Origin of the sequence: Micromonospora sp. NPDC007220, assembly GCF_040634035.1 — a bacterium.
Classification (GTDB): Bacteria; Actinomycetota; Actinomycetes; order Mycobacteriales; family Micromonosporaceae; genus Micromonospora; species Micromonospora reichwaldensis.
Map to the genome: position 1 here is coordinate 73207 of NZ_JBEYEU010000009.1, position 21703 is coordinate 94909.

19 protein-coding genes are annotated in these 21703 nt (G+C 72.9%); 10 read left to right on the forward strand and 9 right to left on the reverse strand.

The features are described from left to right. Nucleotides 1-19 precede the first annotated feature (19 nt). A complete protein-coding gene (locus ABZ573_RS18310; protein WP_327029434.1) occupies nucleotides 20-865 on the reverse strand; it encodes an ABC transporter permease in 846 nt (281 codons plus the stop codon). Then, nucleotides 862-1710, reverse strand: a complete 849-nt coding sequence (locus ABZ573_RS18315) for an ABC transporter ATP-binding protein (RefSeq protein WP_151454879.1) — start codon at nucleotides 1708-1710, stop codon at nucleotides 862-864. The genes ABZ573_RS18310 and ABZ573_RS18315 overlap by 4 nt, the downstream gene beginning before the upstream one ends. Before the next feature lie 150 nt (nucleotides 1711-1860). On the opposite strand from ABZ573_RS18315, the gene ABZ573_RS18320 reads away from it, so the two are divergent. Beyond that, nucleotides 1861-3867, forward strand: coding sequence for a protein meaA (locus tag ABZ573_RS18320; RefSeq protein ID WP_358119278.1), 2007 nt, complete (start codon nucleotides 1861-1863; stop codon nucleotides 3865-3867). Nucleotides 3868-3942: 75 nt separating this feature from the next. On the opposite strand, the gene ABZ573_RS18325 is transcribed toward ABZ573_RS18320, so the two are convergent. Together ABZ573_RS18325 and ABZ573_RS18330 are read right to left on the reverse strand one after the other, a co-directional pair. Then, nucleotides 3943-4245 carry a DUF1540 domain-containing protein gene (locus ABZ573_RS18325; protein WP_151454877.1) on the reverse strand — a complete coding sequence of 101 codons (303 nt, stop codon included), beginning with the start codon at nucleotides 4243-4245 and terminating at the stop codon, nucleotides 3943-3945. Nucleotides 4246-4306: 61 nt separating this feature from the next. Next, nucleotides 4307-5242, reverse strand: coding sequence for a polysaccharide deacetylase family protein (locus ABZ573_RS18330; protein ID WP_358119281.1), 936 nt, complete (start codon nucleotides 5240-5242; stop codon nucleotides 4307-4309). 1102 nt (nucleotides 5243-6344) lie between these two features. On the opposite strand from ABZ573_RS18330, the gene ABZ573_RS18335 reads away from it, so the two are divergent. Further along, complete coding sequence (locus tag ABZ573_RS18335) at nucleotides 6345-6941, forward strand: hypothetical protein (RefSeq protein ID WP_358119284.1); 597 nt, start codon at nucleotides 6345-6347, stop codon at nucleotides 6939-6941. Nucleotides 6942-7151: 210 nt separating this feature from the next. On the opposite strand, the gene ABZ573_RS18340 is transcribed toward ABZ573_RS18335, so the two are convergent. Then, the gene (locus tag ABZ573_RS18340) at nucleotides 7152-7769 is read right to left on the reverse strand and encodes a DUF4126 domain-containing protein (RefSeq protein WP_151454886.1); all 618 of its coding nucleotides are present in this window, start codon (nucleotides 7767-7769) and stop codon (nucleotides 7152-7154) included. A 71-nt stretch (nucleotides 7770-7840) separates the two neighbouring features. On the opposite strand from ABZ573_RS18340, the gene nucS reads away from it, so the two are divergent. Beyond that, the gene (gene nucS, locus ABZ573_RS18345) at nucleotides 7841-8500 is read left to right on the forward strand and encodes an endonuclease NucS (protein WP_311412038.1); all 660 of its coding nucleotides are present in this window, start codon (nucleotides 7841-7843) and stop codon (nucleotides 8498-8500) included. Nucleotides 8501-8572: 72 nt separating this feature from the next. Here nucS and ABZ573_RS18350 read toward each other — a convergent pair whose 3' ends face one another. After that, nucleotides 8573-9250 carry a methyltransferase domain-containing protein gene (locus ABZ573_RS18350; protein ID WP_151454874.1) on the reverse strand — a complete coding sequence of 226 codons (678 nt, stop codon included), beginning with the start codon at nucleotides 9248-9250 and terminating at the stop codon, nucleotides 8573-8575. Nucleotides 9251-9318: 68 nt separating this feature from the next. Beyond that, entirely contained in the window at nucleotides 9319-10815 is a 1497-nt protein-coding gene (locus ABZ573_RS18355) for an aldehyde dehydrogenase family protein (RefSeq protein ID WP_358119289.1), read from the reverse strand. A gap of 263 nt (nucleotides 10816-11078) precedes the next feature. Here ABZ573_RS18355 and ABZ573_RS18360 point away from each other — a divergent pair, with 263 nt between their 5' ends. The 7 genes from ABZ573_RS18360 (at nucleotide 11079) to ABZ573_RS18390 (ending at nucleotide 17534) form a co-directional block, all read left to right on the forward strand. Next, nucleotides 11079-11543, forward strand: a complete 465-nt coding sequence (locus tag ABZ573_RS18360) for an FHA domain-containing protein (protein WP_151454872.1) — start codon at nucleotides 11079-11081, stop codon at nucleotides 11541-11543. Nucleotides 11544-11641: 98 nt separating this feature from the next. After that, on the forward strand, nucleotides 11642-12700 hold the full coding sequence (locus ABZ573_RS18365) for an alpha/beta hydrolase (RefSeq protein WP_358119293.1): 1059 nt from the start codon (nucleotides 11642-11644) through the stop codon (nucleotides 12698-12700). Between the two features lie 197 nt (nucleotides 12701-12897). Next, a complete protein-coding gene (locus ABZ573_RS18370) occupies nucleotides 12898-14685 on the forward strand; it encodes a 3-hydroxybutyryl-CoA dehydrogenase (protein WP_151454870.1) in 1788 nt (595 codons plus the stop codon). Nucleotides 14686-14725: 40 nt separating this feature from the next. Continuing rightward, nucleotides 14726-15220 (forward strand): SigE family RNA polymerase sigma factor, encoded by a 495-nt coding sequence (locus ABZ573_RS18375; RefSeq protein ID WP_151454869.1) that lies wholly within the window; start codon nucleotides 14726-14728, stop codon nucleotides 15218-15220. Next, nucleotides 15217-16266: a hypothetical protein gene (locus tag ABZ573_RS18380; RefSeq protein WP_358119299.1), complete on the forward strand. Its 1050-nt coding sequence runs from the start codon at nucleotides 15217-15219 to the stop codon at nucleotides 16264-16266. Before ABZ573_RS18375 ends, ABZ573_RS18380 begins: the two co-directional genes overlap by 4 nt. Before the next feature lie 65 nt (nucleotides 16267-16331). Next, complete coding sequence (locus ABZ573_RS18385; protein WP_358119302.1) at nucleotides 16332-16658, forward strand: hypothetical protein; 327 nt, start codon at nucleotides 16332-16334, stop codon at nucleotides 16656-16658. 66 nt (nucleotides 16659-16724) lie between these two features. After that, nucleotides 16725-17534: an alpha/beta hydrolase gene (locus tag ABZ573_RS18390; RefSeq protein ID WP_358119305.1), complete on the forward strand. Its 810-nt coding sequence runs from the start codon at nucleotides 16725-16727 to the stop codon at nucleotides 17532-17534. A gap of 219 nt (nucleotides 17535-17753) precedes the next feature. Here ABZ573_RS18390 and ABZ573_RS18395 read toward each other — a convergent pair whose 3' ends face one another. Beyond that, nucleotides 17754-19016, reverse strand: coding sequence for an AI-2E family transporter (locus ABZ573_RS18395; RefSeq protein ID WP_358119308.1), 1263 nt, complete (start codon nucleotides 19014-19016; stop codon nucleotides 17754-17756). Between the two features lie 303 nt (nucleotides 19017-19319). Further along, nucleotides 19320-21629, reverse strand: coding sequence for a hypothetical protein (locus tag ABZ573_RS18400; RefSeq protein WP_358119311.1), 2310 nt, complete (start codon nucleotides 21627-21629; stop codon nucleotides 19320-19322). Nucleotides 21630-21703: the final 74 nt, after the last annotated feature.

The window sequence follows — 21703 nt, forward strand, 5'->3', positions numbered from 1 at the left end:
CGGGGCCCTTCCTCAGACCTCAGCCGTCGCGCTTGGTCGTCCAGCGGAACGTGGTCAGGCAGAGCACCAGGCCGATCACGCACCACGCGACGAGGACCAGGGCGACCCGGTCCAGCTCGAACGAGCCACCCGGCTCGCGGGCGCCGAAGCCGTCCGGCAGGAAGACCGAGCGCAGGCCCTGGCACATCCACTTCAGCGGGAAGAGCGCCGCCACCTGCTGCATCCAGGTCGGCAGCTCGGTGAAGACGAAGAACACCCCGGAGATGAACTGGAGCACCAGCGCGACCGGGGTGACCACCGCCGAGCCGCTGCGGGCGGTGCGGGCCAGCGACGAGATGGCGATGCCGCACAACGTGCAGGCGGTGACGCCGAGCACCGACACCCAGCCGAAGGTCAGCCACTTCGCGGCGGTCCCGGGCAGCTCCAGGTCGAACAGCGCCACCGAGACCGCGAGCAGCAGCACGGTCTCGGCGATGCCGATCGCCACGACCATGATCACCTTGCCGGCGAACCAGACCCACTTCGGCATCGGCGTGCCCCGGTAGCGCTTGAGCACCCCCCGGTCCCGCTCGATCGGGATCCAGATGCCCAGGTTCTGGAAGCTCACCGTCATCAGGCCCGTGGCGATCATGCCGGTGATGAAGTATTGCGTGTAGCTGACGCCGGGGGCGATCTCGTCGTCGAAGATCGCCGCGAAGATCAGGATCATGATGACCGGGAAGCCCATCGTGAAGACGACGGACTCCCGGCTGCGCAGGAACTGGGTGATCTCCAGCCGGCTCTGCCGCAGGCTGAGGGCGACCGGGCCGGGTCGCCGGGCCGGTGCCGTGGTGGCCGGCGCGGCCGGCTTCGTCGTGGTGGTCATCGGTGTCCGATCATGCGCAGGTAGATGTCCTCCAGGGTCGGCCGGGTCACCGTCAGGCCGGGGACCTCGCCGCCGAAGCGCGCCGCCAGCTCCGCCACCAGCGCCGTCGGCGTCGCGCTCTCCGCCGTTTCCCGCGCCCCCTCCGGCGTACGCCAGGAGACCGTCGCCAGGGCCTCGCGCCGGTTGCCGAGCTGGTCGGGCGTGGCCACCTCGACCACCCGGCCGCCCGCGATGACGCCGACCCGGTCGGCGAGGGACTCCGCCTCGTCGAGGTAGTGGGTGGTGAGCACGATGGTGGTGCCGGCGGCGGCCAGGTCGCGGATCAGCTCCCAGAACTCCCGGCGCGCCTCCGGGTCGAAGCCCGTGGTGGGCTCGTCCAGGAAGAGCAGCTCGGGGCGGCCCACGATGCCGAGCGCCACGTCGAGCCGGCGCTTCTGCCCGCCGGAGAGGGTGTGCGTACGCGCCTTCGCCTTGCCGGCCAGCCCCACCCGCTCGACGACCTTGTCGGGGTCGTCCGCGTCGGCGTAGAAGCCGGCGAAGTGGCGCACCACCTCGGCGACCGTCAACTCGTCGAACTCGCCGGTGCCCTGGAGCACGATGCCCACCCGGGAGCGCCAGTCGGCGGCCGGACGGGCCGGGTCGCTGCCGAGGACGTCGACGTCGCCGGCGTCGCGCCGCCGGTAGCCCTCCAGGATCTCCACGGTGGTGGTCTTGCCGGCGCCGTTGGGGCCGAGGAGGGCGAAGACCTCGCCGCGGTGGACGTCGAGATCCACGCCCGCCACGGCGACGTTGTCCCCGTACGCCTTGCGCAGCCCCCGGACGGAGATCGCCAGCTCGTCATGCATGCGTCAAGTGTGCGACCTGGCCGCGGCGGTGGGCCGGCCGGGGTGTGGTGGTCGCGCCCATGTCGGGCGCTTCGCACCCGGGTTTCCGCTCCATGGAGCTGTGTGGTTTTCCACAGCTCTGGTGACTGAACGGTAACTTAGACTCCCGCCATGGACGAGAAGGCTCTCCCCGGCCGGCTGCCCGAGCGCGACCGCCCCTGGGTGATGCGCACCTACGCCGGGCACAGCTCGGCCGCGGCGACGAACGCGCTCTTCCGCCGCAACCTGGCGAAGGGGCAGACCGGCCTGTCGGTCGCCTTCGACCTGCCGACCCAGACCGGCTACGACCCCGACCACGAGCTCGCCGCCGGCGAGGTGGGTCGGGTCGGTGTGCCGGTGGCGCACCTCGGCGACATGCGGGCCCTCTTCGACGGCATCCCGCTGGCCGACATGAACACGTCCATGACCATCAACGCGCCGGCGATGTGGCTGCTCGCCCTCTACGGCACGGTCGGCGAGGAGCAGGGCGCGGAGCTGTCCCGCTGCGCCGGCACCACGCAGAACGACATCATCAAGGAGTACCTCTCCCGGGGCACCCACATCTTCCCGCCGGCCGCGTCGCTGCGGCTGACCGCCGACGTCGTCGCGTACGCGCTGCGCGAGATGCCGCGCTGGAACCCGGTGAACATCTGCTCGTACCACCTCCAGGAGGCCGGCGCGACGCCGGTGCAGGAGGTCGGCTTCGCGCTCTCCACCGCCGTCGCGGTGCTCGACGCGGTCCGCGACTCGGGGCAGGTGCCCGCCGAGCGGATGGGCGACGTCGTGCAGCGGATCTCCTTCTTCGTCAACGCCGGGGTGCGCTTCGTCGAGGAGATCGCCAAGATGCGCGCCTTCGGGGCGCTCTGGGACGAGATCACCCGCGAGCGCTACGGGGTGGAGAACCCGAAGCAGCGGCGGTTCCGCTACGGCGTGCAGGTCAACTCGCTGGGCCTGACCGAGGCGCAGCCGGAGAACAACATCCAGCGCATCGTGCTGGAGATGCTCGGCGTGACCCTCTCCCGGGACGCCCGGGCCCGCGCCGTGCAACTGCCCGCCTGGAACGAGGCGCTCGGCCTGCCCCGGCCGTGGGACCAGCAGTGGTCGCTGCGCATGCAGCAGGTGCTCGCGTACGAGTCGGACCTGCTGGAGTACCCGGACCTGTTCGAGGGCTCGCACGTGATGACGGCGCTGGTCGAGGAGATCGTCACCGGGGCCCGGGTCGAGCTGGAGAAGGTGCTGGAGATGGGCGGCGTCGTCGCGGCCGTCGAGACCGGCTACCTCAAGAGCGCGCTGGTCGCCTCGCTGGCCGAGCGCCGCCGCCGGATGGAATCCGGCGCTGACGTGGTGGTCGGCGTCAACCGGTTCACCGAGACCGAGCCGTCGCCGCTGACCGCCGCCGGCGCCGAGTCCGTCGAGCAGGTCGACCCGGCCGTCGAGGCGGCGGCCACTGAGGCCGTACGCCGGTGGCGGGCCGGGCGGGACGACTTGGCTGTCGACGCGGCACTGGCCCGGCTGCGCGCGGACGCCGCGACCACGACGAACCTGATGCCGGCGACGCTGGAGTGCGTGCGGGCCGGGGTGACCACCGGCGAGTGGGCCGGCGCGCTGCGCCAGGTCTTCGGCGAGTACCGGGCGCCCACCGGCCTGACCGGCGCCGCCGGGGCCGGCGGGGACGCCACCCTGGCCGCCGTCCGGGCGCGCGTCGCCGCCACCGCCCGCGAGCTGGGCAGCGGCCGGCTGCGGCTGCTCGTCGGCAAGCCCGGCCTCGACGGGCACTCCAACGGCGCGGAGCAGATCGCGGTACGCGCCCGCGACGCCGGCTTCGAGGTGGTCTACCAGGGCATCCGGCTGACCGCCGGGCAGATCGTCGCCGCCGCCGTCGAGGAGGACGTGGACCTGGTCGGCCTCTCGGTCCTCTCCGGCTCGCACCTGGCGGCGGTACCGGCGGTGCTGGACGGCCTGCGCGCCGCCGGCCGGTCGGACCTGCCGGTGGTGGTCGGCGGGATCATCCCCGCCGGCGACGCGGAGCAGCTCCGCGCCGCCGGGGTGGCCCGGGTCTTCACGCCGAAGGACTTCGCCCTGACGGGGATCATCGACGACCTGGTGACCGTGGTCCGGGAGGCCAACGGCCTGCGCTGAGGGGAAGGCCCCCGGCGAGGACGCGTCGCCAGGGGCCTGTCCGTCGCGGCCCGACGCCGGTGCGCCCGTGTCAGGTCAGCGGCTGACGTAGGTCATGCAGTCGGCCATGTCGTTGTCGGGACCGACCTTGATCGACGGCGCGTGGCATTCCAGCTGCTCGTTGTGCTGGCAGTCCGCGCGCTGGCAGGCGCCCACCTGCGCGGTCATGCCGCCGTCGACCCCGCCACGGACCGCCGGCATCTCGACGAAGGTGTGGCAGTGCGCGTGGTCCGGGCTGCCGATGGTGATGGCGAAGGCGTGGCAGTCGTTGGTGTGGTTGTACGAGCACGCCGCCACGACACATTCCTGGACGCGGGGCATCTCCACTGCTGCGGTCATGGTGACCTCCTATAGAGTCGTGCCCCGATTTTAGGCTTTTGTGGGTTTTGCCGAGCCTGCTTCAGCCCACTCCGAGCACCTCGGACAGCGGGGCCGGCTCGAGGCCGCGCTCGGCCAGCCCGGCCAGGATGTGCGGCAGCGCCTCGTCCGTCATCGGCGCGTTCGCCTCCGTCACGTGCAGGACGATCACCGATCCCGGACGCACCCCGTCCAGCGCGGCATGCACCACCGGCCGCCAGGACTTCGCGAACGGGTCGCCGCTGACCACGTCGCCGTCGACCACCGTCACCCCCAGCGGCGCCAGCGCGGCCAGCGCCTTCCTGTCGTGGCACAGCCCGGGGAAGCGGAAGTACCGGGTCTGCCGCCCCCCGTACGCGGCCACCACGTCGAACGTACGGGCCACGTCGGCCGTCATCTCCCGCTCCGCGATACGGGGCAGGCCGTAGCAGTCCGGGGTGAAGGCCAGGTGCCCGTAAGTGTGGTTGGCCAGCTCGAAGCGCGGGTTCGCGGCGAGTCGACGGGTCACGTCCGGGTACTGCTCCACCCACTTGCCGGTGAGGAAGAAGGTGGCCGGCACCCGCTCCCGCTCCAGCAGGTCGATGATCTTCAGGTTCGCGTACGACCGCACCGCGCCGCTGCGCAGCTGGTACCGCATCCCGTCCGTCATGTCGGCGTCGAAGGTGAGCGCCACCTTGTTCCCCGTACGCGGCCCGTGGTCGACGACAGGTGGCCTGGTCCCGACCGGGGTCGCGCCGGGGACCGTCGCCGCAGGCGCGGCGGAGGCCGTGTTCTCCGGGGTGGCCGGGGCCACCGTCACCGCGGGCGCGGCGGGGGCCGTGGTCTCCGGGGCGGCCGCGGCGCGATCGGTTGCCGGGATGCGGACGATGCCGGCGTCGGCCGGCGCGCGCAGCGGGTTTGGGAGGACGAGGAGAGCCGCGGCGGCGACGACGGCGGTGAGGGTCGCGACGAGCGGAACGCGGGGGATCTTCACGTGCACCGGGAGATGATGTCAGCGCCTGACATTTCCTGCGTGCCCGCTGTCGAGCGTGCTACCTGAACCGGCTGCGCACGGGGACCCCGTCAGGTTGGTCGCGCGGCCTTGTCCTGGCGGCTTGCGCGGGCCGTGTCCGGTTGATTCCACGGCCTTGTCCCGGCTGCTTGCGCGGGCTCTGTCCCGGCTGGTTGTGCCTGCCTCATCCCGGCTGGGCAGTGCCCGGTGGGTCCCCGCTCATCCCGACATCGGGTGCCGCGAACCGAGCGACGCAGACCGGGCGATACGACCGCGGTGCCGCGACCCGGTCGACGCGCCCCGGACGGCCCGTTCAAGCCGGCCGTGCAGAGGGCCGGTCGCCGCAACGGGAGCACTCACCCTGCCTGCCGCCGTGAAGCGAGCATTGGTGATCAGGACGCCATGGACCTTATCGGGCGGCTTTAACGTCCATGGCGTCCTGATCACCAGTGGGTGGACCGGTGTTCTTGGCTTGCTCGGGTGTGGCGAGGCGGGCAATTCGGGCGGGGTGCGGCGGTCGGCACCTGTTTCCTGGCTGCACGGGTGTCCGGGCTTGTCGCCAAGGTCCGGTCGGGGCCGCGTCGGGCATCACCTGACGCCCCGTCCCAATGTTTTGTCCGGTTTGTGGATGTGACCGGAGGCATTGCGGGGGCGGAATCGTGGCTGCGGCGGGGTCGTTACACCGTGCGTACGACCGAGCAAGGCCGCCGTCGCGGGAGGCTGAACCAAGGCCGCCATTCTCTCGCCGCCCGCGCCCTCGGGCCAGTTCGAGTGGGTCAGGCCACGTTGTCCGACGGGCTGGCGGGCCTGGGGCCCGGAATGATGGCGGGCCGGCGGTGGTTACACATGGTCACGGCCCGCGTAAGGGCACCCGCAACGCGAAGCGTGAGGGCGTCCCCGCCCCGCGAGACAGCCTCGACCTCCACTGGTCAGCAGGCGGGCGCGGCCGATCTGATCTTCCTCCGGACGAGTTGCCGGAGATCTCCTGGTTCCTGAGTTGAGCCGAGTTCGTGAGCGCCGGACGGTGCTTGCACCCGCGTGAGCCGATCCCCCTCGGTGCGGGTGCCGACCCCCGAATGGAGCGTTTCCGATGAACACGATCATGCGTAAGAGCGTTCTTGGTATCGCTGGCCTGGCGGTCGCCGGTGGTCTGGCTGCCGGTCCGCTGAACCACGCCAACTCCGGTGTCGAGGTCGAGGCGGGCTCGCCGATCACGGCGGCTGCGGTGCAGGCCGACAAGCCGGACATGGGCAAGCTGGTGCCGCATGGCGTGCAGAGCGCGCAGTCGCACGTTGACCTGTCGGACGAGCAGGTCGCCAACGTCAAGGCGATCATCGCGGCGACGAAGAAGGCCGGCATGGACGAGCGCGCCGCGGTGGTGTCGATCGCGACGGCGTTGCAGGAGTCGAAGCTGGAGAACCTGGGTCATCTGGGTGACCGCAACGACCACGACTCGCAGGGCCTGTTCCAGCAGCGTCCGTCCAGTGGGTGGGGCACGGTGGAGCAGATCACCGACCCGGAGTACTCGACGACGGCGTTCCTGAAGGGTCTGAAGCAGGTCGACGGGTGGCAGGACATGCCGCTGACGAAGGCCGCGCAGACGGTGCAGGTGTCGGCGTACCCGGACCACTACGCCCAGTGGGAGCAGCAGGCCGCTGACCTGGTGGCCGAGCACTGGAACAGCTGACGACAGCAACTGAACGTCGCTCTGGCCGGCACCCCGAGGTGGGGTGCCGGCCAGACGCATGTCCGGGGCCGGGGCGGGCGTTGTTCGGCGGGCCGTGGTCAGTTCGCCGACCCCAGCCGGCGGTGCCGGGCACGTCGGGCAGCGGCGCGTGCCGGGTGGACACCAGCAACGCGCCACCGGCAGACGGGAGGCGGTCGGGGCGTACGACGATCAGACGCGGAAGCCGGCGGCCCGCGCCGCCTGACGCTCCCGGCGGCGGTCGGAGCGGCGGCGCACGAACCAGAAGACGAAGACGACCAGCCCGAGCAGGAACGCCAGCACCAGCACCGGCAGCAGGATCGCCACCACCGACATGGCCACGCTGGTGGCGTCCTCGGCGGTGCTGGCCACGGGTGCGCCGACGCCGGCCGTGGTCGCGTTGATGACCGGTCGGGCGGCGGACTTCAACAGGTGTACGCCGAGGGCGATCACCACCCCGGCCACCACGGGGACCCACTGGCTGGACGAGAAGAAGGTGTCAGGGTCACTGACCGTCACCGTCTCCGAGGACGAGCCCGCGCCGAACGCCAGGCCGCCGGCTGTCGGCCGGACCACGGTCTGCACGACGTCGTTGACGTGGTCGACCACCGGGACCTTGTCGGCGACGACCTCGACGACCAGCAGCACCGCCAGGATCGCGATCACCCAGCCGTTGCCCAACCACTGCCAGCCGCCGGGCAGGTCGATCAGGCTGGTGTAGCGGGCCAGGAGACCCATGGTGAGCAGGGGGATGTACGCGTTCAGCCCCGCCGAGGCGGCGAGACCGGTACCGGTGAGAACTTCGAGCACCATCTCAGCATCGCACCGGCGCGCCAGTGCCGCTCGGTGGCGCGGACCGGGGTCTCCGCTACCCTCGTCGGGTGCGGTTGGTCATTGCGAAGTGCTCGGTGGACTACGTCGGACGGCTCTCGGCCCACCTGCCGCTGGCCACCCGGTTGCTCATGGTGAAGGCGGACGGGTCGGTGTCGATCCACGCCGACGACCGGGCGTACAAGCCGTTGAACTGGATGAGCCCGCCCTGCCGGTTGGAGGAGGCCCCCGGCGTCTGGCGGGTCGTCAACAAGGCGGGGGAGGAACTGCGGATCACCCTGGAGGAGATCTTCCAGGACACCTCGTACGAGCTGGGTGTCGATCCGGGCCTGCGCAAGGACGGCGTGGAGGCGCACCTTCAGGAGCTGCTGGCGGCCAACCCGGAAGCGCTCGGCGAGGGGTTCACGCTGGTCCGCCGGGAGTACATGACGGCGATCGGCCCGGTCGACCTGCTCTGTCGGGACGCCAACCAGGGCGCCGTGGCTGTGGAGGTGAAGCGGCGCGGCGAGATCGACGGCGTGGAGCAGCTCACCCGGTACCTGGAGCTGATGAACCGCGACCCGCTGCTCGCGCCGGTCGCCGGGGTCTTCGCGGCACAGGAGATCAAGCCGCAGGCCCGGGTGCTCGCCACGGACCGGGGCATCCGCTGCGTCGTCGTCAACTACGACAAGCTGCGCGGCATCGAGCGCGACGAGCTCACCCTGTTCTGACTGTGAGGCTGGCCGGGGCGGACCGTCCTCGCGGCGTTGCGGCGGACGCCGGAGGCCGGGCCCGCCGCAGCGTCAACGGGGCGGCTCCGGCGGGCCGTCCGCGCGGACGGCGATCAGCGACTTGGGCAGGCCGGCCACCCGCTCGACGAGGATGCGTGAGTCGGGGAAGTAGTGCCGCATCTGCGAGCGGTCCAGCAGCTCCGTCCAGAGCACCTGGTGGATGGCGGCCTCGTGGCTGCGGGTCGGCTTGTGCCCGAGCGGCCAGCGGCGGGCGAACGCGGTCCGCAGCCGCACGGGGAGGAACTGCATGCCCGGCGCGATCCAGTGCGGCTCGATGGGGAAGTAGCGGTAGGGCGTCTGTACCCAGTGCCGGTCGCCGAGGTTGCGCACGGCGTCAGCGAAGCGCAGCCGCCGCTCGTGCCCGCCGACGTGCTCCAGCACCGAGTTGGAGAAGACCAGGTCGTAGCGGCGCCCGGTGATCCGGGCCGGTAGGTCGCAGGCGTCGGCCCGGTCGACCTCCGCCCACTCCGGGACGTCCGTGGGCGGTCGCTCCAGGTTGACCACGTGTACGCGCGCCGGCCGCACGTCGGCCCGGGTCCAGGTGCCGAGCCGGCCACCCAGGTCGATGACGTGCATCTTCTCCAGGTCAGGGAACGTCCGGACCAGCCAGTCGGCGCGGCGACGCCGCTGCCGGGCACTCCACGACCGGTCACTGTCGACGAGGTGGAAGCGCAATCGATGGGGGCGCATTTAACGCAATGTACCGCTCCCACCACGTTGGACACATGTGAGGGTCTTCATGATCGGTTATCCGACAGTCACCTGCCGTACATGACCTTGATGGCCTTGACGAGTCGTGCGACGTCGGCCGGCGTCCGCTCGAAGGTCGTCGAGGGCAGCAGCGACCGGGCCCGCCGCCGGGTGATGGCCTTGGCGCGGCTGAACTCGCGCAGCCCGTCCTCGCCGTGGATGCGCCCGAAGCCGGAGTCGCCGACGCCGCCGAACGGCAGGGTGGACATCCCGGCGAAGGTCAGTGCCGAGTTCACCGACGCCATGCCCGAGCGCAGCCGCCGGGCGATCGCCACCGCGCGCCGCCGGCCGAAGACCGAACCCCCCAGGCCGTACGACAGGGCGTTGGCGCGGGCGACGGCCTCGTCGGCGTCGCGGACCCGGTTGATGGTCAGCGTCGGCCCGAACGTCTCCTCGCGTACGGCGGCGGAGTCCTCCGGGACGTCCACCAGCACGGTCGGCCGCACGTACGGCGGCTGCACCGCGTCCGCGCCGCCGAGCACGGCCCGGCCGCCCCGGGCCAGCGCGTCGTCGATGTGCCGGCGGATCACGTCGACCTGGCTCGGCATGGTGATCGGGCCGATGTCCGCGTCGTCCGCGCCGACGGTCAACCGGCCGGCCCGCTCGACGACCTTGCCGACGAAGGCGTCGAAGACCGGCTCGACCGCGTAGACCCGTTCGATGCCGATGCAGGTCTGGCCGGCGTTGGTCAGCGCGCCCCAGACGCACGCCTCGGCGGCGGCGTCCAGGTCTGCGTCGGCGTCGACGATCATCGCGTCCTTGCCGCCCGCCTCCAACAGCACCGGCGTCAGCGACTCGGCGCAGGCCGCCATCACCTTCCGGGCGGTGGCCGACGAGCCGGTGAAGGCCACCTTGTCCACTCCCGAGCGGCAGAGCGCCGCCCCCACGTCGCCGAGCCCGTGCACCGCGGTGAACACCGGCTGCTCCGGCACCACCTCGGCGAACGTGTCGACCAGCCACTGCCCGACGACGGGGGTGTACTCGCTGGGCTTCAGCACCACCGCGTTCCCCGCCGCCAGCGCGTACGCGGCGGAGCCGATCGGGGTGAAGACGGGGTAGTTCCACGGGCCGATCACGCCGACGACGCCGTACGGCTGGTATTCGAGGTGGGCGGAGAACTCGGCCAGGACGAGCCGTGAGCGGACCCGGCGGGGGCCCAGCACGCGGCCGGCGTTGCGGGCCGCCCAGTCGACGTGCTCGACGGCGCTGACGAGTTCGACGACGGCGTCGGCGATCGGCTTGCCGCCCTCGACGTGCACCAACTCGGCGATCTCCTCGATCCGCCGGGCGAGGAGGCTGCGCCAGCGCAGCAGCCGCTCCCTGCGCCCGCCGAAGCCGAGCCCGGCCCACCACTCGCCGGCCGCTCGGGCCCGCTCGACGGCCCGCCCGACGTCCTCGGCGGTGGCGACCGGCAGGCACCCGGCCTCCGCGCCGGTCGCCGGGCTCGTCGACACCAGCCGACCGTCCTCGATGATCGGGGTACCCGGGACACGCACAGCCGTCATGGCGGAAGTCTAGACCTGAGAATTACTCGCCGGTAGGGCCGCGACGGCAGGGTCCCGCCGGTCGGACCGGCCGCGGAACGGCGGAACGGGGTGGACGGCGGTCGGCCGGACTTGTGATGATTCTTCCGCCGGAGGGCGCCGAATCGCCGAACGCGAGGTGTCCGGCCGGGGACGCGGAGGTGACCATGCGGCGGTGGAGGCGACTACCGTGTGGTGGCAGGCTGACGCGCGGGGTGACCGCGCGGGGTGGAGGCTGACATTCCATGGAGGAACATCCGGAACTGAGACCGTTGTTGACGGTGGCCGGTGGGGCGATGCGGGGGCTGAGCGTCCGGGTGGGCCCCGAGCGGCAGGTCATCGGCCGGGGGTCGACCGCGGACATCGTGGTGCACGACGCCCACCTGAGCCGCCGGCACGCCGAGGTCTGGCTGACGGGCGAGGGGGCGGCCCTGGCGGATCTGGGTTCCACCAACGGCACCTGGCTGAACGACCGGCGGATCACCGGCGTGGAGCGGCTGGCCGACGGGGACGTGATCCGGCTCGGCCGCACCGAGCTGCGCGTCTTCGACCCGGGCGTGGCGCGGACCGACCCGGTGGGCTTCAGCTTCGGCGAGCCGCGCCGGGACCGCCGCCCGACCTTGCCGCTGCCGATCGCGGCGCAGGCCGCACCGGCCGTCGACGCGGTGTCGCCGGTGGCGCTTCCGGCGGCGGTGTCCGCGCCGTCCTGACCGGCGCCGACGGCGGATGCCGGCGCACACCTCCGGGCCGGTGAAGGTGGCGGGCCGGCCCATGGACGCGTCCGGCGCCGCGTGGCAGCATCCGGCGGATGGAGACCGGACAGCGGCAGGTGTCGGCGAACGGGATCACCCAGGCGGTACGGGTGGCCGGGCCGCCGGACGGCGTTCCCGTACTGCTGATCCACGGCAACTGCTCGTCGGCGGCCTTCTGGGAGCCGCTCGTGCGGCGACTGCCGGCCACCCTCCGGGTGGTCGCGCCCGACCTGCGCGGCTACGGGCTGACCGACACCGTCCCGGTGGACGCGACCCGGGGGCTGCGCGACTTCGCCGACGACGTCGCCGCGCTGCTCGACGAGCCGTCCCTCTTCGCCCCCGGCGTCCGGCCGGTGGTGGTCGGCCACTCGCTCGGCGGCGGGGTGGCCATGCGGCTGCTCGTCGACCACCCCGACCGGGTGGGCGCGCTGCTGCTCGCCGCTCCGGTCTCGCCGTACGGCTACGGCGGCACCCGGGACCTGACGGGGACGCCGACCACCCCCGACTTCGCCGGCACCGGCGGCGGCACCGCCAACGGAGAGTTCGTCAGGCGGCTGGCCGCCAGCGACCGGGGCGCGGACAGCCCGGCCAGCCCGCGCGCCGTGCTGCGGGCCACCTACGTGGCGGACCCGGCCTCGCTCGGCGACGACGAGGAGCTGCTGCTGGACAGCCTCCTCTCCACCGCGACCGGTGACGACAACTACCCCGGTACGGCGGTGGCCTCGGCGAACTGGCCCGGCACCGCCCCGGGACGGCGTGGCGTGCTCAACGCCCTCTCCCCGGCGCACTTCCGGATCGCCGACGAACTGGTCGCCGTGGCCGGGAAGCCGCCGGTCACCTGGATCCACGGGGACGCCGACGTGATCGTCTCGGACACCGCGATGATGGACCTGGCCCACCTGGGCTCGCTGGGCGTGGTGCCCGGCTGGCCGGGGGAGGCGGCCTGCCCGGCGCAGCCGATGGTGGCGCAGACCCGGGCGGTGCTGGAGCGTTACGCGGCGGCCGGCGGGGCGTACCGCGAGGTGCTGCTGCCCGGCTGCGGGCACAGCCCGCACCTGGAGCGGCCGGCCGAGTTCGTCGCCGAGCTGCTGAGGTTGACCGACACGGTGGGCTGATCGACGGGCGAGCGCGGCCGGCGCGGCGAGGCGACCGGCCGGGAGCCGACCCGCCTCGTCGAACGGCGCGCGCGCAACCCCGCTGGGCTCGTGAAATTTCCCACGGCGCCTCGACAACGCAACGTCACGTGGCAGACTCGCGCGCATAACCTTAATGGTCGTTAACGCGGCTGTGCGGAGCATCGAGGAGGCTGGTCGTGGCGCGTGATTTCACCAGCGTGGGCGTTGTGGGTCTGGGCACCATGGGTGCCGGCATCGTCGAGGTATTCGCGCGCAACGGGGTCGACGTCGTCGCGGTGGAGGTCTCCGAGGACGCGCTGGAACGCGGCCGGGCCATCCTCACCGGGTCGACGGACCGGGCCGTGGCCAAGGGCAAGCTCGCCGAGGCCGACCGGGACGCGCTGCTGAGCCGCGTACGGTTCGCCGTCGGGCTGGACGCGCTGCACGCGGTCGACCTGGTCATCGAGGCGGTGCCCGAGCACCTGGACCTCAAGCAGCGGATCTTCGCCGAGCTGGACCGGGTCTGCAAGCCCGAGGCGATCCTGGCCACCAACACCTCGTCGCTGAGTGTCACCGAGATCTCCGTCGCCACCAGCCGTCCCAACCAGGTGATCGGCATCCACTTCTTCAACCCCGCCCCGGTGATGAAGCTGGTCGAGGTGGTCCGGACGGTGGTCACCTCCGCCGACGTGGTCGCCGACGTGGAGGCGCTCTGCAAGCGGCTCGGCAAGGTCGACGTCACCATCAGCGACCGGGCCGGCTTCATCGCCAACGCGCTGCTCTTCGGCTACCTCAACCACGCCGTCGGGATGTTCGAGGCGCACTACGCCACCCGCGAGGACATCGACGCGGCCATGAAGCTCGGCTGCGGCCTGCCCATGGGCCCGCTGGCGCTGATGGACCTGATCGGCCTGGACACCGCGTACGAGATCCTCGACACCATGTACCGGCGCGGCGGGCGGGACCGCCGGCACGCCCCGGTGCCACTGATCAAGCAGATGGTCACCGCCGGGCTGCTCGGCCGCAAGTCCGGCCGGGGCTTCTACACCTACGAGCGGCCGGGCTCCCCGGTCGTCGTACCCGACGAGCAGACGCCTGTGGCGACGGAGGCCGCGCTCGGCGGCGCCGCCGCGATCGCGAAGGTCGGCGTCGTCGGATCCGGGACGATGGCCACCGGCATCATCGAGGTCTTCGCGAAGGCCGGCTACGAGGTCGTCTCGGTGACCCGGGGCGCGGAGAAGTCCGCCAAGGTCTTCGAGGCGGTCAGGACCTCGCTCAACAAGGGCGTGGTGCGCGGCAAGCTCAGCGAGGCCGACCGGGACGCCGCGCTCGGCCGGATCAACTGGTCGGCCACCCTGGACCACCTCGCCGACGTCGACCTCGTCGTCGAGGCCGTGGTCGAGGAGCTGAGCGTCAAGAAGGCCCTCTTCGCCAGCCTCGACGAGATCTGCAAGCCGGGCGTCGTGCTCGCCACCACCACCTCATCGCTGCCGGTGATCGACGTCGCGATGGCCACCCAGCGGCCCGCCGACGTGATCGGGCTGCACTTCTTCAACCCGGCGCCGCTCATGCCGCTGGTCGAGGTCGTGGAGACCATCCGCACCTCGACGGAGACCACCGCCACCGCCCGCGCGGTCTGTGCCGCGCTGGGCAAGACGGGCGTGGTCTGCGGCGACCGGTCCGGCTTCATCGTCAACGCGCTGCTCTTCCCGTACCTCAACGACGCCGTGAAGATGCTGGAGGCGAGCTACTCCACCGCCGACGACATCGACCACGCCATGAAGCTGGGCTGCGGCTACCCGATGGGCCCGTTCGAGCTGCTCGACGTGGTCGGCCTGGACGTCTCGCTGGCCATCCAGCGGGAGCTCTACCTGGAGCTGCGCGAGCCGGGCTTCGCGCCCGCGCCGCTGCTGGAGCACCTCGTCACGGCCGGCTACCTGGGGCGCAAGAGCGGCCGGGGCTTCCGCGACCACACCCGTCGCTGACCCGGTCAACACCGCCCGCCGGTGACGGCGTCTGCATGGTGTGACCTTCGAGGAGTACGTCGGCAGCCGAGGCCCCGCCCTGATGCGGCTGGCCCGGCTGCTGACGGGCGACGAGCACCGGGCCGAGGACCTCACCCAGGACGTCCTGACCCGCGCGTACGTGCACTGGCGGCGGATCGCCCGGGTGGACCGGCCGGACGTGTACGTGCGCCGGATGCTGGTCAACGCCAACAACTCCTGGTGGCGCCGGCGGACGAACCGGGAGCTGGCCACCGCCGACTTCGCGGAACGGCCCCAGCACGGCGACCTCGGCGGCGAGACGGCCGACCGGGACGCCATGTGGCGGCTCATCCTCGGGCTGCCGGACCGCCAGCGGGCGGTGCTCGTGCTGCGCTACTACGAGGACCTCGACGACGCGACCATCGCCCAGATCCTCGGCTGCTCGCCGGTCACCGTCCGCACCCATGCCATGCGGGCGCTCAACAACCTCCGGGAGCGCCACGGCGTCCCGGCGACGAACGGGAGCCGGCCGTGACCGACCTCGACGAACGGATCGTACGGACGCTGCGGGAACGCGCCGAGGGGACGGTCGACACCGACCGGCTCACCTCCCGTGCCGTCGCCGGGGGACGGGTCCGTCGCCGTCGCCGTCGGGCCGGCGCGGGCCTCGCGCTGGGCGTGGCGGCGGTGCTCGGGTTCACCGTCGCCACCGGCGTGGGCCTGCCGGAGCGGGTACGCCCGCCGGACGCCGCCGCGCCGGACGCCGCCACCGCCGCGCCGCCCCGGCTGGAGAACGTCCCCGGCGCGGCCGCCCGGCCCGACCTGGTCGGCACGGATCCGCAGGTACTGCACTTCGGGTTCGACCCGGCCCGTGCCCGCTACCGGGGCTGGCACGTCGGGTTCGGCGTGGAGAGCATCCGCGTCGAGGTCGGCGGTGGCCGGCCGGTGAGCGTCGCGCTGGCCCGTTCCGCCGACGCGCTGTGGGAGTACGCGGTCGAAGGGCTGCCGCCGGGGGCCACCGGGATGACGGGCGGGACGGTCTTCGACGGCACCGATCGCCTGCACCGGGAGGGCGGCACTTCCATCTGGATCCGGCTCTGGCAACCGGCCCCCGGCCTGTACGCCCGGGCCGCCGTGACCGCCGTGACCGCCCAGGAGATCGAGGTGGCGGTCGGCGCCCTCCGGTTGGGTGAGGCGCGCCGCTGCGTCGCGCCGGTGCGGCTCACCACGCTGCCCGCCGGCGCCCGGCTGGACCAGTGCACCGTCGATGCGGGGTCCTTCCCCGCCACGTTGCACATGTCGCTGGTGGTGAACGGGCCCGGGGAAGCGGAGACGCGTGTCGCGTTCGACTACGCGCGCTCGACGGTCACCGGCCGTACGGCGGGCAACCGGACGATCGGGGGCCGGGCCGCCTACCTCTATCCGCGGGGCGACCAGTTGGAGCTGCTCGGCATCCCTAAGGCCCACCTGATCGTCGATTTCAGCTGGTCGCACGGGGACTTCACCGAGGCGGACGCCGCCGTCCTGCTGGGCGGGGCGCAGGTCGCCACCGATCCCGGTGACCCGGAGACCTGGGACTGACCAGCGGCGGGGCCGGCCCGCCCACCCCGGGCCGGTCCCGCCGCCGGCCCGTACGCTTGGCAAGCGTGAGCCCCCGTCGCAACCGACAGCGCCGCGATGACGCCGCGCACCTCGACTCCGACCGGGCCCGGCAGGGCGTCGCCTCGGTGCAGCAGTGGCGCGACGGCGACTGGCAGGTACGCGGGATCAGCGGCGGCGCGTCCACCAAGACGTACCGCTGTCCCGGCTGTGACCAGGAGATCCGGCCCGGGGTGGCGCACCTGGTGGCGTGGCCGGCGGACGGGCGGGGCGACCTGACCGACCGGCGGCACTGGCACAGCGGGTGCTGGCGTGCCCGCGACCGGCGTGGGCCGGTCGTCCAGCGCGGTCGCGGTGCTCCCCGCTACGGCTGAGCGATCTGGATCACGCTGTTTCCGCCCCGCCCGGCGGTTCCCGGCCGCACCGGCGAGACTGGTGGGGTGAGCACACCGATCCGCGCGTCCTCCATCCTGCCCGGGCACCGCGAGGACATCGAGCTGCACACCGCTGACGGTCTGCGGCTGGTCGGCGAGTTGGCCCGGCCGCTGGACCGTGCGCCGGTGGGCACCCTCGTCTGCCTGCACCCGCTGCCGACGCACGGCGGGATGATGGACAGCCACGTGTTCCGCAAGGCGGCGTGGCGGTTGCCGGCCCTGGCCGATCTGGCGGTGCTCCGCTTCAACACCCGGGGGACCAGCAGCGTGCGCGGCACCAGCGAGGGGGCCTTCGACAACGCGGTCGGCGAGCGCTTCGACGTCGCCGCCGCCATCGAGTACGCCGAGTTCCACGAGCTGCCGAACGTCTGGCTGCTCGGCTGGTCGTTCGGCACGGACCTGACCCTGAAGTACGGCTGCGACCCGGCCGTCGTCGGGGCGATCCTGCTCTCCCCGCCGCTGCGTTTCTCCGCCCCGGCCGACCTGGAACACTGGACGGAGTCCGGCAAGCCGCTGACCGCGCTGGTGCCCGAGTTCGACGACTACCTGCGCCCCGACGAGGCCCGGGAGCGCTTCGCGGCGGTGCCGCAGGCCGAGGTGGTCGGGGTGCCCGGGGCGAAGCACCTCTGGGTCGGCGACGCCGAGACCGTGCTGGACGAGGTGGTCCGCCGGGTCAACCCGGCCGCCGCCGTGCCGCTGCCGACCACCTGGGACGGCCCGATGGAGACCGGCGACGTCAGCGCGTACGCCGACCGCACGGTGGCCTCCTTCGCGGACCGCCCGGTGCCCGGCCCGCCTGCCGGCCAGGCCGGCTGACCCGCCCTCGGCCTCGCGCTCGCGTCACGGACCCGCCCTCCGCCGCGCGCTCCCGCCGCGGACCCGCCCTCCGCCGCGCGCTCCCGTCACGGGCCCGGCCGACCCGGTCCACCCGTGGCCGACCCGGTCCATCCGTGGCCGACCGGTCTGGCCGTGGCCGCCCGGTTCACCCGTGGCGGCCCGGTCCACCGGTGGCCGGTCGGGCCGGGCCGGGCGGGGTCAGCGGGACTCCTGCCGGGGCAGGACCACCTCCCGCAGGATGAGCTGGAGCGCGGCCACCGCCGGGATCGCGATCAGCGCGCCCACCACGCCCAGCAGGGAGACCCCGAGCAGGGCTCCCACCAGGGCGGCCACCTCGTTGACCGACACCGACCGGCGCATGATCTTGGGATAGATCAGGTAGTTCTCCACCTGCTGGTAGATCAGGAAGAACACCGCACAGGCGATGCCGATCGGCAGGTCCGTGGCGAACCCGACCAGGCTGACGATCACCGCGCCGAGGGTCGCGCCGATCTGCGGGATCAGGTCCGTCACCGCGACCACCACGGCCAGCGCGAACGGGTACGGCAGCCCGACGATCAACGCGAAGACGAACGTGGACACCCCGGCCAGCACCGCGATGCTGAGCGCGCCGACCATGTACGCGCCGACCTTCGTCAGGATCTCGTCCCCGATCAGCCGTACCCGCTCCCGGCGCGAGCGGGGCACCAGCGAGTAGCCCAGGTCGCGGAGCCGGTCGAAGTAGGCCAGGAAGTAGATGGTCAACACCAGCACGGTCAGCCCCCGGAAGACCGTGCCGAAGATCAGTTGGGCGCCGCCGAGCACCCCGCCGAGGGCCTGACCGACCGTGTCCGCGTTCGCCGCGCTCTGCACCCGCTCCATCAGGTCGTACCGCTCCACCAGGTCGTTGACCGTCTCGTTGCGGCGCAACGCCTCCAGGTAGCTCGGGAGCTGCTCGATGAACTGCCCGCTCTGCGTCACGATCGGCGGCACCAGGGCGAACAGGCCACCGCAGAGGAGTAGCACGACCGTCAGCGCGACCACCGCCACGGCGAGCCCGTGCGGCAGCCCCCAGGACCGCAACCGGACCACCGCGGGGTGCAGGCCGACGGCGAGGAAGAGCGCGATGACCACCAGGACCAGGATGCCGGCCGCGTTGCGCACGCCCAGATAGAGGGCGTACGCGAGCAGCACCCCGGCCGCGCCGGTGAAGCCGACCAGGAAGCTGCTGCGCTTCAGCGGCCGCCCCGGCGTACCGAAGCGGCTCGACCCGTTTCCCGCCGGCTCGCCGTCGTCCGCCGTGCCGGTCGTGTCTCTCGTGCTCGTCGTGTCTCTCGTGCTCGTGGTGCCTGTCGTGCCTGTCGTTCTGTCGGCGTGTTCGGGCGCGGTGGCGTGCTCCGGCTTCCGGTTCCTGTCGCCCGGTGCCGGGGCGCGATCGGGCTCCCGGTCGCCGCTCGACGCCATCGGTCCGTCGTCCGCCATCGGACCTCCCTGGATCGATTCCCGCGGGACGGCCCGACCACGGCTCACGTCGGCGAAATCCCACCGGGAGCGTACGCCGCAGGCTTGCCCGCGCCACCCACCCGAGCCGTGTCACCCGCCCCGGCGGTGCCACCCGACCTGGCTGGGCCACCGGGACCAGCCAACGCCGCCCCTCCGCGCACCCTCTGGGTGCGGGCAGGACCGAAGTCCTGAGATCTTGGTACGGCACGGCCCCTATAGGGGCCTGATCCTTCCAAGATCCGCTGGACGGCCTCAGCTGTCGGGCGGTGGAGCGGTCCGGGGTCAGTCCTTTTCGACGACGACCTTGCTCGGCTTGGCGCTGCGCTCGTCGGTGGTCGGCTTCGCCGGACGCTTGCCGTTCTCGCCGGTGCTGGTGATCTTCGTCGGGGTGGCGCCCCGACCTCCCTCGCCAGGCACCGCCGCCACGGTCGGCTCCCCGTCCACGCCGGCGCTGGCCGTACCCCCGTCGACGGTGGTCACGGTGGCCTTGCCGTTGGCCGGCTGCCCGGCGTCGGCCGGCTCGATCCGGCCCTTGGCCGGCTGCCCGGCGTCCTCCGGCTCCACCTTGCCGGCGGCGGGCTTCCCGTCCGAGGAGGACGGAGCCGCTGCGGGGCCCGTCGCCCCGCCCGCGACCGGAGCCTTGTCCGCGGAGCCCGTATCCGCCGGGGTCCTGCCCGCCGTGCCCGCGCCCGCCGGGGCGGTGGCCGCATCCGCCTTGGCCGCTTCCGTCGGGGTCGTGCCCGCACCCGCCGTGGCCGCACCCGCCGTGGCCGCGCCCGCCGGGGTCCTGTCCGCCTTGTCCGTGCCCGCGCCGACCGGGGTCGCACCCGCGCCCGCCGAGGTCTTGTCCGTGTCGGGGCGGGGCCTGCCGCCGTTCGCCGTGGCCGGCTTGCCGTCCGCCACCACCGGGGCGGCGGCGCCGTCCGTACCGCCCGGCAGGTCGGCCGCGGCGAGCCGACCCAACCGCAGCTCCGCCACCTGTCGCTGGAGCTCGTCGGACTCCTGCCGGGACTTCCAGGTCTCCTGCCGCAGGTCGGCCAGCTCCTGCTGGGCCTGGGCGATCTCCAGCATCACCTGGGCGAGCTGCTGACGGCTGGCGGCGGCCTCCTGCTGGGTGGCGGCGAGGTGCTGCTGGGTGGTGGCCAGGTGCTGCTGCGTCGTGGCCGCGTACTCCTCGAACTGCCGCCGCGACGTCGCCACGTGCTCGTCGGCCTTGCGGCGCTTGTCGGCCGCCTCCGACTCGGCCCGGCCGAGCAGCGCCGCGGCCTCCTCCTCGGCCTGCCGGCGCATCGTCAGCGCGTCCTGCTCGGCGGCCTGGCGGACGGCGGTGGCACCCTGCTCGATCTCGTTCTTCCGGGCGGTGTACTCCGCCTCCAGCGCGGTGCGGCGCGACTCGAACCCGGACTCCAGCTCGTCGTGCCGGCTCGTGTGCTGCTTCTCCAACTCGGCGAGCCGGGTCTTGTACTGCTTCTCCAGCTCGTCGCGGCGCTTGGTGAACTCCTGCTCGGCCGCCGCGCGGCGCTGGGTCAGCTCGCGGTCCGCGGCTTCGCGCCGGCTGTTGACCTCCTGCTCCACCCCGGCCCGCCAGGCGCCCAGCTCCTGCTGCGTCTGGGCCCGGGCGTGCTGCACGTACGCCTCGGTCTCGCTGCGCATCCGCTGCACGTACGCCTCGGTCTCGGCGCGGTTGCGCTTGGCCGTCTCGGCCGCCTGGGTGGTGAGCCGCTCGGCCTCCTGGCGGGCCTTCTCGCGGGTGGCCCGGCCGGCGCCGGCGGCGTCGTCGATGATCTGCTTGGCGTCCCGCTGCGCCTTGGCGTGGGTGGCCCGGCCTGCCTCGGTGGCCTGGTCGACCAGGCGCTTGGACTCCTGCTGGGCCTTGGCGTGCACCTCCTTGGCGGCCTCCCGCAGCTGGGTGGCCTCCTGCTGCGCCTTGGCGTGCACCTCCTTGGCGGCCTCGCGCAGCTTGGTCGCCTCCTGCTGGGCCCGCTGGTGGATCTCCTTGGCCGCGTCCCGCAGTTGGGTGGCCTCCTGCTGGGCCTTCGCGAGCGCCTCCTGGGCGGCCTTGCGCAGCCGGGCGGCCTCGTCCTTGGCGGTGCGGACGGCGGCGTCCGCCTCGGCCTTGCGGGCCGCGGTGTGCCGCTCCTCCTCCGTCCGGCGGGCGGCCAGCGCGATCTCGAAGTCCTTGAGGGCGGTGGCGGCCTGCTCGCGGGCCTCGTCGACGATGTGCTCCGCGGCGGCCCGGCGAGCCTCGATCTCCTCGTTGGCGGAGGCCAGGATCGCGTCGGCCTGCTCCTCGGCGATGGTGAGGATCTGCTCCACCCGCGGGCCCAGGTGCCGGTAGGAGACGTTCTCCAGAGCCCCGGACGACTTGCGTGCCTGGGCGAGGTCACGTTGGAGCACCTCGACCTGGCCGGCCAGCTTGTGGATCTGTGTGTAGGCCTGTTCCCGCTCGGCCGCCAGGGCCGCGATCTCGTGCTCCGCGCGAGCGACGTACCGGTCGACCTGTCGTTTCTCGTACCCCCGCAGAGCGGACTCGAAGCTGGGCTCCGTGGTCACATCCCCGCCGAGAGCGAACAGTTCCTCGCCGTGCGACATGCCCCCATCCTCACACGCCTCCAGTCCGGCTGGGGCGATACGGACGCCCCGGATAGGACCTACTTCACTGCCGA

Bases quoted from the DNA above. Each gene is read 5' to 3' on its own strand.
- ABZ573_RS18310 (WP_327029434.1), bottom strand. From the start codon at position 865: ATGACCACCACGACGAAGCCGGCCGCGCCGGCCACCACGGCACCGGCC.
- ABZ573_RS18315 (WP_151454879.1), bottom strand. From the start codon at position 1,710: ATGCATGACGAGCTGGCGATCTCCGTCCGGGGGCTGCGCAAGGCGTAC.
- ABZ573_RS18320 (WP_358119278.1), top strand. From the start codon at position 1,861: ATGGACGAGAAGGCTCTCCCCGGCCGGCTGCCCGAGCGCGACCGCCCC.
- ABZ573_RS18325 (WP_151454877.1), bottom strand. From the start codon at position 4,245: ATGACCGCAGCAGTGGAGATGCCCCGCGTCCAGGAATGTGTCGTGGCG.
- ABZ573_RS18335 (WP_358119284.1), top strand. From the start codon at position 6,345: ATGAACACGATCATGCGTAAGAGCGTTCTTGGTATCGCTGGCCTGGCG.
- ABZ573_RS18350 (WP_151454874.1), bottom strand. From the start codon at position 9,250: ATGCGCCCCCATCGATTGCGCTTCCACCTCGTCGACAGTGACCGGTCG.
- ABZ573_RS18355 (WP_358119289.1), bottom strand. From the start codon at position 10,815: ATGACGGCTGTGCGTGTCCCGGGTACCCCGATCATCGAGGACGGTCGG.
- ABZ573_RS18360 (WP_151454872.1), top strand. From the start codon at position 11,079: ATGGAGGAACATCCGGAACTGAGACCGTTGTTGACGGTGGCCGGTGGG.
- ABZ573_RS18365 (WP_358119293.1), top strand. From the start codon at position 11,642: ATGGAGACCGGACAGCGGCAGGTGTCGGCGAACGGGATCACCCAGGCG.
- ABZ573_RS18395 (WP_358119308.1), bottom strand. From the start codon at position 19,016: ATGGCGGACGACGGACCGATGGCGTCGAGCGGCGACCGGGAGCCCGAT.
- ABZ573_RS18400 (WP_358119311.1), bottom strand. From the start codon at position 21,629: ATGTCGCACGGCGAGGAACTGTTCGCTCTCGGCGGGGATGTGACCACG.